Origin of the sequence: Haloarchaeobius amylolyticus, from assembly GCF_026616195.1 — an archaeon.
In the GTDB taxonomy this organism is placed as follows: Archaea; Halobacteriota; Halobacteria; order Halobacteriales; family Natrialbaceae; genus Haloarchaeobius; species Haloarchaeobius amylolyticus.
Genome location: NZ_JANHDH010000002.1, coordinates 92,071 through 105,479, shown reverse-complemented (window position 1 = coordinate 105,479; position 13,409 = coordinate 92,071). Strand labels below are relative to the sequence as shown.

Annotated in this window: 14 protein-coding genes; 3 read left to right on the top strand and 11 right to left on the bottom strand. The window is 68.0% G+C overall.

All coding sequences use genetic code 11. The features are described from left to right. Positions 1–191: 191 nt before the first annotated feature. Complete coding sequence (locus NOV86_RS12950; protein ID WP_267641886.1) at positions 192–2,057, bottom strand: ABC transporter substrate-binding protein; 1,866 nt, start codon at positions 2,055–2,057, stop codon at positions 192–194. A 338-nt stretch (positions 2,058–2,395) separates the two neighbouring features. Beyond that, a complete protein-coding gene (locus tag NOV86_RS12945) occupies positions 2,396–3,454 on the bottom strand; it encodes an ATP-binding protein (protein WP_267641885.1) in 1,059 nt (352 codons plus the stop codon). 313 nt (positions 3,455–3,767) lie between these two features. Here NOV86_RS12945 and NOV86_RS12940 point away from each other — a divergent pair, with 313 nt between their 5' ends. After that, positions 3,768–4,259 carry a DUF7382 domain-containing protein gene (locus tag NOV86_RS12940; protein WP_267643113.1) on the top strand — a complete coding sequence of 164 codons (492 nt, stop codon included), beginning with the start codon at positions 3,768–3,770 and terminating at the stop codon, positions 4,257–4,259. Between the two features lie 18 nt (positions 4,260–4,277). Here the strand turns inward: NOV86_RS12940 and NOV86_RS12935 are convergent, their stop codons facing one another. The 6 genes from NOV86_RS12935 to NOV86_RS12910 form a co-directional block, all read right to left on the bottom strand. Further along, positions 4,278–5,003: a protein-L-isoaspartate O-methyltransferase family protein gene (locus NOV86_RS12935; RefSeq protein ID WP_267641883.1), complete on the bottom strand. Its 726-nt coding sequence runs from the start codon at positions 5,001–5,003 to the stop codon at positions 4,278–4,280. A 26-nt stretch (positions 5,004–5,029) separates the two neighbouring features. Continuing rightward, complete coding sequence (locus NOV86_RS12930) at positions 5,030–6,022, bottom strand: class I SAM-dependent methyltransferase (RefSeq protein WP_267641882.1); 993 nt, start codon at positions 6,020–6,022, stop codon at positions 5,030–5,032. 26 nt (positions 6,023–6,048) lie between these two features. Next, a complete protein-coding gene (locus tag NOV86_RS12925) occupies positions 6,049–6,684 on the bottom strand; it encodes a protein-L-isoaspartate(D-aspartate) O-methyltransferase (RefSeq protein ID WP_267641881.1) in 636 nt (211 codons plus the stop codon). A gap of 70 nt (positions 6,685–6,754) precedes the next feature. Beyond that, positions 6,755–7,405, bottom strand: coding sequence for an HVO_0476 family zinc finger protein (locus NOV86_RS12920; protein ID WP_267641880.1), 651 nt, complete (start codon positions 7,403–7,405; stop codon positions 6,755–6,757). A gap of 582 nt (positions 7,406–7,987) precedes the next feature. Further along, positions 7,988–8,941 carry an aminopeptidase gene (locus tag NOV86_RS12915; RefSeq protein ID WP_267641879.1) on the bottom strand — a complete coding sequence of 318 codons (954 nt, stop codon included), beginning with the start codon at positions 8,939–8,941 and terminating at the stop codon, positions 7,988–7,990. Positions 8,942–9,018: 77 nt separating this feature from the next. Further along, a complete protein-coding gene (locus NOV86_RS12910) occupies positions 9,019–9,231 on the bottom strand; it encodes a hypothetical protein (RefSeq protein ID WP_267641876.1) in 213 nt (70 codons plus the stop codon). Positions 9,232–9,472: 241 nt separating this feature from the next. On the opposite strand from NOV86_RS12910, the gene NOV86_RS12905 reads away from it, so the two are divergent. After that, positions 9,473–10,486, top strand: coding sequence for a type II glyceraldehyde-3-phosphate dehydrogenase (locus tag NOV86_RS12905; RefSeq protein ID WP_267641875.1), 1,014 nt, complete (start codon positions 9,473–9,475; stop codon positions 10,484–10,486). A gap of 58 nt (positions 10,487–10,544) precedes the next feature. Continuing rightward, positions 10,545–10,934, top strand: coding sequence for an Hsp20/alpha crystallin family protein (locus tag NOV86_RS12900; protein WP_267641874.1), 390 nt, complete (start codon positions 10,545–10,547; stop codon positions 10,932–10,934). 6 nt (positions 10,935–10,940) lie between these two features. On the opposite strand, the gene NOV86_RS12895 is transcribed toward NOV86_RS12900, so the two are convergent. The 3 genes from NOV86_RS12895 to NOV86_RS12885 form a co-directional block, all read right to left on the bottom strand. Further along, positions 10,941–11,825 carry an ATP-grasp domain-containing protein gene (locus NOV86_RS12895; protein WP_267641873.1) on the bottom strand — a complete coding sequence of 295 codons (885 nt, stop codon included), beginning with the start codon at positions 11,823–11,825 and terminating at the stop codon, positions 10,941–10,943. 36 nt (positions 11,826–11,861) lie between these two features. After that, entirely contained in the window at positions 11,862–12,392 is a 531-nt protein-coding gene (locus NOV86_RS12890; protein ID WP_267639363.1) for a 50S ribosomal protein L16, read from the bottom strand. Positions 12,393–12,535: 143 nt separating this feature from the next. Continuing rightward, entirely contained in the window at positions 12,536–12,766 is a 231-nt protein-coding gene (locus NOV86_RS12885; protein ID WP_267641872.1) for a TrmB family transcriptional regulator, read from the bottom strand. Between the last annotated feature and the right edge of the window lie 643 nt (positions 12,767–13,409).

The following is a 13,409-nucleotide window of genomic DNA, read 5'->3' as shown; positions in this document are numbered from 1 at the left end:
AACCGCTGTCGCCACCCCCATACTCCCCCCAACCCCCCCTTCCTGACGAACCAACACCCCCGAGGTGTGACTGTGTGTCGAAATCGAGTTCTCCCGAGAGGCGTGACTATGGGTCGAGCTGGGTCGGGCGACGACCGAAGAAACAGACCGCAGTGGGATGACAGCAGTGTCGTGGGCGGGTCGGTGGTCCCCTATCCTCGGTTGCCGATGCGGACCTTGTGGAGTTTCTGGCGCGAGTCGCCGCCAGCGCCGTACTTGTTGACGTCGACCCAGTCGTACGCGAAGCGCTCGGAGACCGCGTGGTAGGCCGGCAGCAGGACCATGTCCTGCCAGTTGGCCTCCTCGAGCGTGACGTAGGCCTGCTCGCGCTTCTTGGCCTTCTGGCCGGTCGGTGCCTGGTTGTTCTGGATGGTCTCCCACGCGTTCTTCGCCTGACTGGTCCCGTCGCCCTGGGCGTCGTCCCAGTCGACGTACGCGCCGGCCGCGCCGCCGGTGGTGTCCGTGATCTCCGGGGGCGCCATCTGGCCCCAGAAGTTGTCCGGGGCGGGCCAGTCCATGATCCACCCGAGCGAGAACGCCGCGAGGTTCCCCTTCCGACCGCGGTTGAGGAGCGTCGAGAACGGCGCCTCCTCGAGCTTCATGTTGACGTGTGCACTGCTGAGCTTGTCGCGGAGGATCTTGCCCAGGCCCTGCCACGTGTCGGACTGGTAGGTCGTGAACGTGACCTCGTACTTGTTGTTCGGGCCGTAGCCGGCGTCCTCCATGACCTGGCGTGCGGACTCGAGGTCGGTCGTGTTGTAGCCGTACGGGTAGTTGTTCTTCGCGTGCTCGTCGTACGCGGAGACGCCGCCGGGGTAGATGCTGGGCGGCGTGAAGTGGTAGGCCGCCTTGCCGCGGCCCTTGAACACCTGCTCGACGCCCTCCTTCTGGTTCATCGCGTAGGCGATGGCCTTCCGGGCGGGACCCTTCACGTTCTTGGCGTTCAGGCCGATGTAGTACGTGTTGATGGTGGGGACCGACAGGTAGTCGGCCGTCTCACCGTTCCGCATCGGGCCGTAGGTCCCGGTCTTTCGCCCGACGTCGTCGGTGTTCTCGATGCTGACGAGGCTCGGGTCGTACTTCGACGTCGGAATCGAGGGCAGGTCGGAGTTCTTGTTCTGGCCGTAGTTGTACAGCGCGTCGGGGTCGGTGATGATCTGCCAGTGGACGCCGCCGATGGTCGCGGTGGTCCCGTGGTAGTCCTCGAAGCGCGTGACCGAGACCTGGGTGTTGGTCTCCCAGTTGTCGAACTGGAACGGGCCCGCGCCGACGGGGTTCTCCGTCGCGAACTTCGAGTGGCTCATCTCGCCGTCGTAACCCTGGATGTCGCCGAGGATGCCCTCGGGGAGGGCCGCGAAGGCGGTGTAGGCGAGCATCTCGAGCGTGGAGTGGAACGGGCTCGCGAGCTCGATCTCGAGGGTGGTGTCGTCGACCGCCTCCACGGCGATGGTCCCGGGCTTGTACACCTCCTTCTCCTCGCCGTCGTCGGTCGTGATGGTCTTCGTCTCGTGTTTCACCCCCATCGAGTCGAGGATGAAGTAGCCGCGGCGGGAGTTGTCCGACGCCGCGAGTCGTTCGAACGAGTAGACGAAGTCCTGGGCGGTGACGGTCTCGCCGTTGTGGAACTTCGCGCCCTCCTTCAGATCGAACGTGTACGTCAGGAAGTCCTCGGACACCTCGTAGTCCTTCGCGAGGAGCGGCTCGACCTCGATGCGGGCGTCCGGGTAGTTCATCAGGGCGTCGAAGACCTGCTGGATGACCCGACCGGAGGCCGTGTCCGTGGCCTTGATCGGGTCCATCGTGCTCATCGTCGCGTTGGTTATCTTGAACGTCTTGTCCGACTTCGCGGGTGGTTTGTCGGTGCCGTCGGTGTCTGTGCTGTCGGTACCGTCGGTGTTCTGCGTGTCGTCCGTCCCGGTGTCGTCCTGGGTCGAACAGCCGGCGAGTGTCACGGCAGCCGCGGCGCCGCCGGTCGCTTTCAGGAACGTCCGGCGCTGGAGGGACTTTTCATCTGACATGCGGGGAAAACTTTCTCGACTATTCCATTAAGCGACACGTTAACCCAAAGAGCTGTTTGTCCATCTAGTCAGAATAGGTATGATACCAGACATGTGTCTCGTCGTGGTAGGTGCTCCCGGTGTGACGCGACCGCAGGCGTGACTGGCGGGGGCGAACCGTGGCTGGTCGGATCGGAGACACCGGGGCAGGGCGGCTTCCCCGGTGCTGGGTACGCGTGCCGACAGGATACGGGATGTTGGGGGATGACGTCGGATAGGGGATGACCGTGGGCGGCGACTCCTGTCGACACCTCACCCTTGTCCCGTCCGGGACTTAACCGCGGTGAAGACTGAAACGTTCATTTGAGATTCCCGGCACCGCGGCGACGCGTCTCGACCGCCCCGGCCCGTGGGCTCGCACCCCCGTGTGGCGTGTCGCGCTCGCGGACGCGAACCGCGTGGACCGCCTCGGCCGTGTCGTCGACGACCGTCACGTCGCCCGGCCGGGTCGGCAGGCCGGCAGTGAGCGACTCCGCGGCGTACGCGGGCCGGGCGCGGTCGAGCGCGGCCAGGTCGCCCCGGTCGGTCAGCCGATGGGCGACCAGCAGGTCCGCCTGCGAGACGGCCACGTCCGGGAGCGCGCCCGGTCGCTGTGTGGCGGCCAGCAGGCTCACCCCCGGCTGTCGCCCCCGGGTGAGCAGGGTCCGGAGCGCCGGGGCGGCCACCCCGTCGAAGAAGACGTGGGCCTCGTCACAGAGCAGCCACGGGAGCCGGGCGACCGACCCCACGACGCGCGCCTCGTACAGCGCCGTCGCGACCGCCCGGACCACCGCGTTCATCGCAGTCGTGGGCGCCCCGGCGAGGTCGAGGACCGTCACCTCGCCGGTCGCGAGGGCGGCGGCGTCGAGCCCCGCTGGCGCGAACACGTCCCACGACTCCGCGAGCGCGAGGTGGTTCCGGACGGTCCGGCGCGCGACCGCCGAGCACTCCAGGTCCTCGAGTTCTCGGCGCATCGCTGCCAGCGTCTCGGCACCCGACGCCACCTGCCAGAGGACCGCGCCGGCGGCCGAATCGGGGGCGAGCCCGAGCAGGCCACACCACGCCCGAGGTGGCAGGGTCCCCGGGGACACCCGCGGCTCGGAGACGACCGTCGCCGGCACCGTACCCGACGCCAGGGTCGTGAACACGCCAAGTGGGTCCACGACCACGGGCGCGACCCCGCGTGCCCGCGCCAGCCCCTCGGCGACGACCCCGAGCGTGTAGGACTTCCCGTACCCGCGCTTCCCGACGACCAGCCCCGCGTGGGGGAACTCGCAGTCGAGGGCGACCCGGGCGCCGTGGCTCCCGTCGGCGGCCCGGAAGTGCCCGAGGTCGACCGTCTCGCCCGTCTCGTCTGCGTCCCGTCCGATGACGACCATGCCGGGTGTGGGCCCGGCTTCGGGTTTGAAGCTTCACCCGGTCAGGAACCACCGGCGCGCGCTGGTGAGGCCGTCGAACGCCAGTGAGACGGCGAACCGGAGCCGCGCGAGGGACGACCGGAGCGAAGTGAAACGGAGAGGAGGGAGTCGGCTGGGGAGGGCGTGGTGCGGTCGCGGTGCTGTGGGTGCGGTCGCGGGCATGGACGCCAGCGCGAGCCGGCTCATCGTCGGCAGCAAGCACGGTACCGACCGACCCGGCTGGCGCACCCAGCCACACCGACCATTCAAATACCAGCACGGGACCAACCCCGGCATGACACGCGACCGGCCCCGACCCGACCGCAGCCAACGCGAGCGTCCCCGACTCGACCGCCTCCGCGACGACACCCGCGCCATCGAGGGCCTCCCCGTCCGACTCGTCATCGCGCTCGTGGTCGGCGTCGCCAGCCTCTCCGTGATGATGAACATGATCTCCGGCATCGGCGCTCTCACCGTCACCGAGGTCGACGCCCAGCCGGACCCCGACGTGGTCACGCCTGGCGAGCAGTCCGTGACCATCACCGTCGTCGACACGGACGGCGACCCCGTCGCCGGCGCGACCGTCGTCGTCAAGGGCGAGACCGCGAAACTGGACGGGATACGCACCGCGAAGACAGGGTCCGAGGGACAGGCGACCCTCGACATCGCGCCGACGCTCGGCCCGAATCAGGCAGAGGGCACGCTCGAGATAGACATCAAACCCCCAGCAGGAAGCGAGTACGCCGACCAGCGCGCGAACACGGTCATCCTCGTCATCGAGGAGTAGTGGCGGCCGTGCGAAAAGTCAGTCCCACTCGATCCAGTCGTACTCCCAGCCGCGCTGGACCGCCTGGGCCGCGCGCTCGCGGTCCTCCCGCGCGGTCCGGTTGCGCTCGATGGCGCCCGCCTGCTCGCCCTCGACCAGCAGGGGCGCGAAGACGACCGGGCCGTAGCTGTCGACCTCCTCGCCGTCCTCGACCGCGGCGATGTGTTGCTCGCCGACACCACGGGGCATCACCAGCCGGCCGTCGTCGGCCAGCTGGTTGAGGAGGGCCCGGGGCGGGTCCACGGCGGCCGCCTCGACGAGTATCTTGTCGAAGGGCGCGTACTCCGGCAGCCCGCGCGCGCCGTCCCGGCAGTCGACGAACACGTCCTCGTAGCCGGCCGAGGCGAGGTTCGTCCGGGCATCGTAGACGACGTGTCGGGTGATGTCGACCGCGTGGACGTGCCTGGCGCCGGCGATCTCGGCGGCGACGGCGGCGGTGTAGCCCACGCCGGCGCCGACGATGAGGACCGAATCGTCGTCCTCGACCTCGAGCGCCTCGAACAGCCGGGCGACCAGACTCGGCGCGAGGACCGTGGTCCCGTCGTGGTCGTGCGCCTGGTCGGTGTAGGCGGTGCGCTCGTCCGCGACGAACTCGTGACGGGGGACCTCCCGCAGGGCCAGGCCGACCGCCTCTGTCGACACGACGCCCTTCGCGTCGTGTTCGAGGCTGTCGACCATGTCGTCACGTAGCACCGCGTGCTCCATACGTCGGCCTCAGAGATGCACGCATATCAAGGTCGCGCCTGTCCGCAGACGACCTGTCTGTCGGTTCCGGGCACGTCACGGACCTGTATCGCCCGGAAGCCGGCCGCGTCGAGCCACTCGCGGTACCGGTCGCTGGCGTAGCACGCGCCCTCGCCCGTGGCCAGTTCGGTGACGGTCGTCGCCGTGGCCCGGGGCGAGCGGTCGCGAAGGTGGTCCACGACGACGAGCCAGCCGCCAGCATCGCCGTCGTCGGTCGGTTCTGCGAGCACGTCGTGCGCCCCCGCGACGAGTTCGCGGTTCGTCTCGGCCGTGAACTCGTGGGTCCGCAACGGGACGAAGACGCAGTCCGCGGCGGGTACGTCGGCCGAGGCCGCCAGCGTCTCCGGGTCAGCCAGCGCATCGGGGGAACCGACGACCGTCTCTACCGGTTCGTGCGCGAGGAGCGACTCGCTCTCGGCCAGTCGCGCCTCGGTGTCGAGCAACGTCACGTCGTGCCCACGCGTGGCGAACTCGACCGCGTAGGTGCCCGGCGCACCGCCCACGTCGAGGACCAGGGGTGCACCGTCGGGACCGCCGGCGGCGTGCTGGGCGGCCGTGACGCAGGCGCGGACCGTCGCCGCGTCGGTCGCCTGCACGTGGCCGAGTTCGTTCCACGTCGCGTCGTCGGAGTCGGCCATTCGGGCCGGCGGCTCCCCGGTCCGCATCGTCTCGGGGAGCTCACACATGGCCGCGAGGCGGTCGAGTTCGTGCGGGAGGCGACTCACCGACCGGAGGTCGCTCGCCGCGAGGAAGCCGAGCGCCCGGTTCGTCGGCTCGTAGGCGCCGTCGACGGGCGAGAAGAAGCCCTCGTCGGCCAGCGCCTCGACGGTCAGCCGGGCGGCTCGCTCGGTGATACCGGTCTGGGCGGCGACCTCGGCCGGCGTGTCGGCGTCGGCGACCAGCGCGTCGAGTACGCCCGTCTCGCGGGCGGCCCACAGCAGGAACAGCGTCTCGGTCGGTGTGTCCGTCTGTCCGGTCATGCCCGACCCATGGCGGGCCGGCCACGTCAACCTTGCATCCTGACGAAGCGGACCCCGCCGAGGTCCTGCGTCTCCAGCGAGCCGTCGGCGCGCCGGGTTGCCCCGACGAGGCGCTGGCTCCCTGTCCCGATGGGGGCGAGCAGCCGCCCGCCGGGGCGGACCTGCTCGACCACGGCTGTCGGGAACTCGGCCGCCGCGCAGGTCAGGTACGCCGCGTCGTATGGCGCGTGCTCGGGCCAGCCCTCGCGCCCGTCACCGGTCCGGATGGAGATGTCCCCGTAGCCCAGCCGGTCGAGACGCTCGCGGGCCTGCGCCGCCAGCTGCTCGCTGTACTCCACCGAGAAGACGTTCGCCGCGCCGACTACCTCGGCAGTCACGGCGGCGTGGTAGCCACAGCCTGTGCCGACCTCAAGCACCCGGTCCCCGGGTTCCAGGGCGAGCTCGTCGACCATCATCGCGACCATGTGCGGCGCGCTGATGGTCGCACCGTCACCGATGGGCAGCGGCCGGTCCGCGTACGCCTCCTGCCGGTGGCGCTCCGGGACGAACTCGTGGCGCGGGACGGCCCCCATCGCCTCGAGCGTCGACTCGCGTTCGATGCGCTGGCGGCTGGCCAGCCGGGAGACCAGCGACTCGCGGGCGGCCTCGAAATCGGTGGACATGGGTGTCGCCTGTCCGTGAGAGTTGGACCGCGAGCCTGAAATCGGTTCGCGTTGAGAAGGGTGGGCGGGCTTACCAGGCGGACCAGGCGGTCGTCTCCTCGTCCCAGGCGTAGACGCGCTTTGCGTCCTTGGCGACGACCGTGTCCCCGTCGTGGTCGACGTGGTCGAAGTCGTAGCCCTCGGCGTCCTGGCGGACCGCGATGCCCTTGATGGTGAACTCGCTCTCGCCGAACACCTCGGTCTCGCCCACGGTGAACTCGTAGTCGCCGGGGACGTGGACCTTCTCCGCGCGCGTCTCCTTGTTCCGCCCGTCGCGCGGGTGGATGGTGACGTTCACGCCGACGTTCCCGACCGCGCGGGTCCAGAACGTATCGACGTCCTTCGCGAGTGCCTCGTCGGTGCGCTGTTCCTTGCCGACCTCGAGGTCGGTGATGCGCACCGTCATGATTGCCTCCTCGGTGTCGAGGATGAACTCCTCGCCGACCGCGACGGTCTCCTCGGCGGGTGCGTCGACCCGGGCCGTGAAGGACTCGCCGTCCTGGCTGACGACGACCTTGACGTTCACCGTCTCCTCCTCCTCGATCTTCTCCTTGTGGACGTGACTGCACTCCGTACAGCGTACCGTGTACATGTCGCCGCGCTCCTTGAGCACCTCGTGGACGGTCTCACCCGTCGCACACGATGGGCAGGGAACGGCGACACGTTCTGCGACCTCGGTCATAGTCGGTTCTAGCAGGGAGCGCGGTAAAAGCCGTCGGAGTCCGTCTCGTGTGGTTGCGTGTGGCACTCGGTCGTTCGAGGCCGCCGTCCGGCAGTGGTCTCTCGGGGTGCGTCGTCCTGCGGGGAGAGGAAGGCGGGTCACTCGCGCTGGCGTCGTGACCGCACCACACCCTCCCCAGCCGATTGCGGTGCTCGCTCCACTGCGTTCCGCTGCGCTCCTCATCCCTCACACGAGGCCGACTCGCGGCTTCGCTGGCGCGAAGCACGCTCGAAAGCGCGCGCCAGGGTGTTCGTCTGGCACCGTCATCTGGTCCCGACCATCCACATGGCGCGCGACCGGACTCGTCGCCGAGCAATGCGAGGCGGCGGGTTCGTACTCGCGCGAGGGACGACCGGAGTGGAGTGAAACGGAACGAAGGGAGTCGGCTGGGGAGGGCGTGGTGCGGTTGCGGTCTTTCACTGCCATCGGCGCGAGTCAGACGCTCGTCGCCACCTGTCCCTGCGTATCGAGTGTTCCCTCACGCCAGTGATTCGACTCGACCAGAAACGATTCCCGATCAAAAATCGCCGGCCTGCTCCGACCCTACTCCACGCCGCCGGGCAGTTCCACTTCCTCCCCGTCCGCATACACGGTCGGCTCGCGGATGATGCCGTCCTGGTGGATGGGGGCGCTCACGTCGCCGCCGATGCCGGCGTCGTCCCCGAAGGCGATGTGGACGGTGCCGCCGGCCTTCTCGTCCAGCAGGACCGAGCCCACGAGTTCCGTCACGGCGACGTTCGTCCCGATGCCGAGTTCGGCGAGATTGTAGGCGTCCTGCCCCACTTCCTCGGCCGCGGTCTCCAGCATCGCATCGAGTTCGTCCGAATCGGTCGCCGTCACGAACCCGTCTTCGACCTCGATGGTCACGGTCTCGTTCTCCCCAAGAAGGCCGTGGGGGTCGATGGTGCCGTCGACGACGTAGGTCCCGTTGGCGTTCTCGGGCGAGACGAACACCTCGCCGGCGGGGAGGTTCGAGAAGTCGCCGGGCTCGTGGACCATCCCGGTGTCCGAGCGCCAGTCGCGGTCGCCGATCTCGAACGTGATGTCGGTGCCCAGCTCGGTCGTGACGCGGACCTCGTCGGCGTCGGCGACCTGCTCGAGCATCGCCTCGCACTCGGCGGCGATGTTCTCGTAGTCGGCGTCGAGGCCGGTCGTGAACACCTCCTCGGTGATGCCCGGGAGCGTCGACCCGCGTGCACCCGCCTCGCAGGCGTCGCCGCGAGCGCGGGTGTGGCTGATGCTCTTGGTCGTCGGCGCGAGGAACACGTCGCTGGCTGCCATGGCGGCCGCGACGGGCGCGGGCGGCTCCTCGCCGTGCTGGTCGCCCGGCGGGTAGCGCGCGATGGTCACGTCGTCGGTCACGGCGGCGGCCGCGTCGTACAGCGCCTCCCCGATGGGCTGGCGCGTGTCGTCGGTGACGATGACGCAGGACTCGTCTGGCTGGACGGCGAGACACTGGCGGATGGCCGTCTCCGCCGGCTCCTGGAGGTCTGTCATACGCGGAGGAACTCGGGGGCGGCTGATAGACCTTGCCGTCTCGGTGGCGGGTCGCGGTCGTCCCCCCTGCGTGACGGTCAGACGAGCGTGACCGCGAGCATCAACAACAGCCCGAGCACCGCGAGGACCGCCCCGTCGCACTGGACGTGCCGGATGGCGCTGTCGCGGTGTGCGGTCTCGCGAACGAACACCTGGTTGGCCGGGCTCCCCGGGTCCCCCGTCGTGCGGATGGCCCTGAGTCCCCCGACGAACAGGACCAGCCCCGCTACGAACCCCCCGATGGTCAACATACTCTATCGTATAGATTACCGCGTTGATATTTAATATTTCCACATTAGCAGGCATGGAACCATACTGCGTGTGGCGAGAACCGGAGTAATCGCCGCCTACCACCTCCAGCACTGTTCACACACCACAGCACGCCGTCACGACCGAACCGCCGGACTGCGCGCTGGCGCGGAGAACTTACTCGGCTCCGAAGTAGGTACCGACCTCGAAACCGTTATGCACGGCGTCTGTGCACCTTCGCGTATGATACAGGTGGCCATCAACGGCTACGGTACCATCGGCAAGCGCGTGGCTGACGCCGTCGCAGCCCAGCCCGACATGGAAGTCCTCGGCGTCGCGAAGACCCGCCCCAACTTCGAGGCCGAGACCGCGGTCCAGAAGGGCTACCCGCTCTACGCCGCCATCGAGGACCGCCTCGACCAGTTCGACGAGGCCGGCATCGAGGTCGCCGGGACCGTCGACGAACTCGTCGCGGCCGCCGACATCGTGGTCGACGCCTGCCCGTCGGGCATCGGCGCCGACAACAAGACGCTCTACGAGGAGTACGACACCCCGGCGCTGTTCCAGGGCGGCGAGGACGCCGACGTGGGCGACGTGAGCTTCAACGCTCGCGCGAACTACGAGATGGCCGCCGACGCCGACTACGTCCGCGTCGTCTCCTGCAACACGACCGGGCTCTCCCGGCTCGTCGCGCCCCTGCAGGAGGAGTACGGCATCGAGAAGGTCCGCGCCACGCTGGTCCGCCGCGGCGGCGACCCCGGCCAGACCGGCCGCGGCCCCATCAACGACATCCTGCCGAACCCGGTCACCCTGCCGAGCCACCACGGCCCCGACGTCAACACCATCTTCCCCGACCTGAACATCGACACGCTCGGGCTGAAGGTCCCCGCCACCCTGATGCACACCCACAGCATCAACGTCGAACTCGAGTCCACCCCCGACGCCGAGGACGTCCGCGAGCTGCTCGAATCGCAGTCGCGTACCTTCGTGGTCCCCGACAACATGGACATCGACGGCGCCGGCAAGCTCAAGGAGTACGCCATGGACCAGGGCCGCCCCCGCGCCGACATCTGGGAGAACTGCATCTGGGGCGCCTCCGTGACGATGGAGGGCAACGACCTCTACCTGTTCCAGGCCATCCACCAGGAGTCCGACGTGGTCCCCGAGAACGTCGACGCCATCCGCGCCGTCCTCGGGACCGAATCCGCCGCAGAGAGCATCGAGACGACCAACGAGGCCATGGGCATGGGCCTCTGAGACCGGGCTGACTGTCGGGGACAGAAGGTTTTTCACCTGACGCCCGCTACCCACGTCCATGCGTCGTGACGACCGTGACGAGCCGTTCGACGACTTCTTCAAGGAGATCGAACGGATGATGAACGAGATGATGGGCGATCGGTCGATGGACATGCACTTCGAAGGCGACGCTGGCTTCGGGGCAGACACGCACGTCGACATCCACGAGACCGACGAAGAGATCCGCGTCATCGCGGACCTGCCAGGCGTAGAGAAAGACAACATCAAGCTCGAGTGCGACGGTGAGGCGCTCACCATCGGGGCCGAGAGCGACCACCGACAGTACCACGAGCGCGTCGAGCTTCCCACGCGTGTCGACGAACACACCGCGACGGCAACCTACAACAACGGGGTCCTCGAGGTCGTCTTCGACCGGATGGACAGCTCCGCCGACATCGACCTCACGTAGCGCCCATCACCCTGTTTCTGCGGTTCGCCGTATCACCGCCGCGAGCCGGTCGTAGAACCCCGGCTCGTACTTGGCCGCGTCGTCGATGGTCGGCCGCGCGTTCGTCTCGTTGACCAGTACTCTCCCACTCTCCTCGTCGACCAGCAGGTCCACGCCGAGGAAGGTGATATCGAGTTCGTCGGCCACTCGCTCGGCGAGGCGCCGGTACTCGGGGTCGAGGTCGACCGGGGTCGCGGTCGCGCCGCGGTGGACGTTGTGCTTCCAGCGCCCGGCCTCGCGGTCCGCGTCGGGCAGTCGGCGCTCGACCGCGCCGACGTACTCCCCGTCGAGCACCATCACCCGGTAGTCGCGCGCGTCGGGGACGTACTCCTGCACCAGGAACGACCGGTCGCCGGTCGCGCGGTAGTCGTGGACGAGGTTGAGGTAGTCGGTGACGCCGAGGAAGGAGTCGAGGTCGCGGACCTTCGCGACGCCGACCCCGCGGGTCGTGGAGTTCGGCTTGAGGACGACCGGCGGGTCGAAGTGCGCGAAGGCGTCGGCGAGGTCGGCCTCGTCGACCGGGTTCGACACCACGACCGAGTCTGGGACGGGGATGCCCGCCTGGCCGAGACGGGCGAGCACGCCCGCCTTGTTCCGGGACGTGAGGATGGCGTCCCTGCCGTTCACCCACGGCACGTCGAGCAGCGCGTCGGCCACGTCGCCCTCCATGAGCCGACTGGGGTAGACGAAGCCGGCGTCGAAGTCGTCGGGCGAGAAGGGGGCGTCGGCGGGCGCGAGCGGGAGCGTTCGTTCGTCGACCTGGACGTGTTCGACCGACACGCCGCGCTCGGCGAGTGGCGCGCGCATGCGCTCGAACGTCTCGGCACGGGTGACGACTGCGAGGTCGACCATGCGAGGGCGTTCGAGCGCGAGAGCAAAAGCGCTCGCTTACGCGATGAGTTTCTCCTCGCCACGCTCGACGACGACGCGACACGGCGGGGAAATCTTGTTGTACGCGCGGCGGAACGCGTCCTTGACGACGGGTGCCTGCTCGACGGTACACCAGCACGTGAACAGTCGCTCGCCACGCTGGATGCGCGCGGCCGTGCCGACGACCTTCCCGAACGCCTGACGCATCCCGTCGGAGACACGGTCTGCCCCAGCACCGGTCGCCTGCTTGTTCTCGCGCAGGACGTGGTGCGGGAACTTCCGCAGGATCATGTAGTAGTTGCCCTCACCGAGCTCCTTGATGAGGTGACGGTTCGCCGAGAGCCGCGAGGCCTCCAGCGACCCGTGGCGGATCTGGCACTCCTCCTCGAGCACCAGACTGATCTGGACCGGCCAGTCGTCCGGCTCGGAGCCGGTGTCGCCCATCTTGTGCTGTGCAATCTTGGAACCGGGGATGCCCGTGATGTACTCGCGTCGCGTGTACGCGGGCTTGGAGATCTCCCGGTACATAGAGGCGGGTTTGTCCGACATGGTTATTACGGGCAACTGACGCCGAGAGCGTGAATAAAGCCTTCGAAGCGGAACCGGCTTCGACGGTGACCACGGCCGCCACCTCGCGTCGGAGTCACCACTGGAGGGGCGGTGAGAACATGATAGAAGATGAATAATACAGCTCAGGCGTAGACGTATTCGTTGCCGTCGCGCTCGACGAGACCGTCCTTCGAGAGGGACTTCAGAACGCTCAGCAGCGCGATCTTCTGCATGTCCAGAGTACCCTGAATCTCGTCGACAGTCGCCGAGCCGGCCGTCTTCAGGAAGAAGTAGACCAGCTTGGCGCGGGGCGACGTGAGGTTCTCGGGCAGCGGTTCGAAGGTCGGTTTGGCGACAGCCTGTTGGACGCTCATTGTGTATGTCAGGTCGCATTTCTCCGATATAAATCTATGCGGTGGAGAGTCCAAACTCCTAGTATGGCATTATATGCGTACGTGCGCAGTAACACACGGTTGAGAACGTTTGTCAATGTGTGGCTCCGGGGTCGCGAGGACCGGTTGCTGTCGGGGTAGTAGCGACGAGAGCGAGAACGCGACGGCTACGCGGTGGGTTCCGAAGAAGTCGAGCGAGTACCGCCGACTGTGGTAGGACACGGGACGACAGCCGTGCAGCCACTCACGGCCGCCGTCTGAGCATGAGTATCGGCAGGGAACGCTCGATGAGACACGTGCCCGACGTGGGCAAGTGGACTCCAGCGCACAGCGGGTGACCGCTGCATCCCTACCTTTGGACCCATGTACTAAAATCTTGCCTACTAGCGCAAAGATAGCCACTGATATCCAGAATTTCGAAACAATAAGACCATAAGTAGAGATAATAGCACAAGTTTTTGCGCTTTACACGTCGTCGCCGGGTGGAACTGCCCGTTCGTCCGCCGTGGCCGCGGCTGGGCGTCCCAGGTCGCGAGACGGCGGCGGGTCGGCGGCGGGTCGGCCGGACGTCCGACCCGGCGTCGCCACTGTCGGGTTGCGTCGAAAGAAGGTCGCTCTCTCTGTG

Excerpts from the sequence above, each read along its gene's own strand:
- NOV86_RS12950 (WP_267641886.1), bottom strand. The coding sequence starts at position 2,057 with ATGTCAGATGAAAAGTCCCTCCAGCGCCGGACGTTCCTGAAAGCGACC.
- NOV86_RS12945 (WP_267641885.1), bottom strand. The coding sequence starts at position 3,454 with ATGGTCGTCATCGGACGGGACGCAGACGAGACGGGCGAGACGGTCGAC.
- NOV86_RS12940 (WP_267643113.1), top strand. The coding sequence starts at position 3,768 with ATGACACGCGACCGGCCCCGACCCGACCGCAGCCAACGCGAGCGTCCC.
- NOV86_RS12935 (WP_267641883.1), bottom strand. The coding sequence starts at position 5,003 with ATGGAGCACGCGGTGCTACGTGACGACATGGTCGACAGCCTCGAACAC.
- NOV86_RS12930 (WP_267641882.1), bottom strand. The coding sequence starts at position 6,022 with ATGACCGGACAGACGGACACACCGACCGAGACGCTGTTCCTGCTGTGG.
- NOV86_RS12925 (WP_267641881.1), bottom strand. The coding sequence starts at position 6,684 with ATGTCCACCGATTTCGAGGCCGCCCGCGAGTCGCTGGTCTCCCGGCTG.
- NOV86_RS12920 (WP_267641880.1), bottom strand. The coding sequence starts at position 7,405 with ATGACCGAGGTCGCAGAACGTGTCGCCGTTCCCTGCCCATCGTGTGCG.
- NOV86_RS12915 (WP_267641879.1), bottom strand. The coding sequence starts at position 8,941 with ATGACAGACCTCCAGGAGCCGGCGGAGACGGCCATCCGCCAGTGTCTC.
- NOV86_RS12910 (WP_267641876.1), bottom strand. The coding sequence starts at position 9,231 with ATGTTGACCATCGGGGGGTTCGTAGCGGGGCTGGTCCTGTTCGTCGGG.
- NOV86_RS12905 (WP_267641875.1), top strand. The coding sequence starts at position 9,473 with ATGATACAGGTGGCCATCAACGGCTACGGTACCATCGGCAAGCGCGTG.
- NOV86_RS12900 (WP_267641874.1), top strand. The coding sequence starts at position 10,545 with ATGCGTCGTGACGACCGTGACGAGCCGTTCGACGACTTCTTCAAGGAG.
- NOV86_RS12895 (WP_267641873.1), bottom strand. The coding sequence starts at position 11,825 with ATGGTCGACCTCGCAGTCGTCACCCGTGCCGAGACGTTCGAGCGCATG.
- NOV86_RS12890 (WP_267639363.1), bottom strand. The coding sequence starts at position 12,392 with ATGTCGGACAAACCCGCCTCTATGTACCGGGAGATCTCCAAGCCCGCG.
- NOV86_RS12885 (WP_267641872.1), bottom strand. The coding sequence starts at position 12,766 with ATGAGCGTCCAACAGGCTGTCGCCAAACCGACCTTCGAACCGCTGCCC.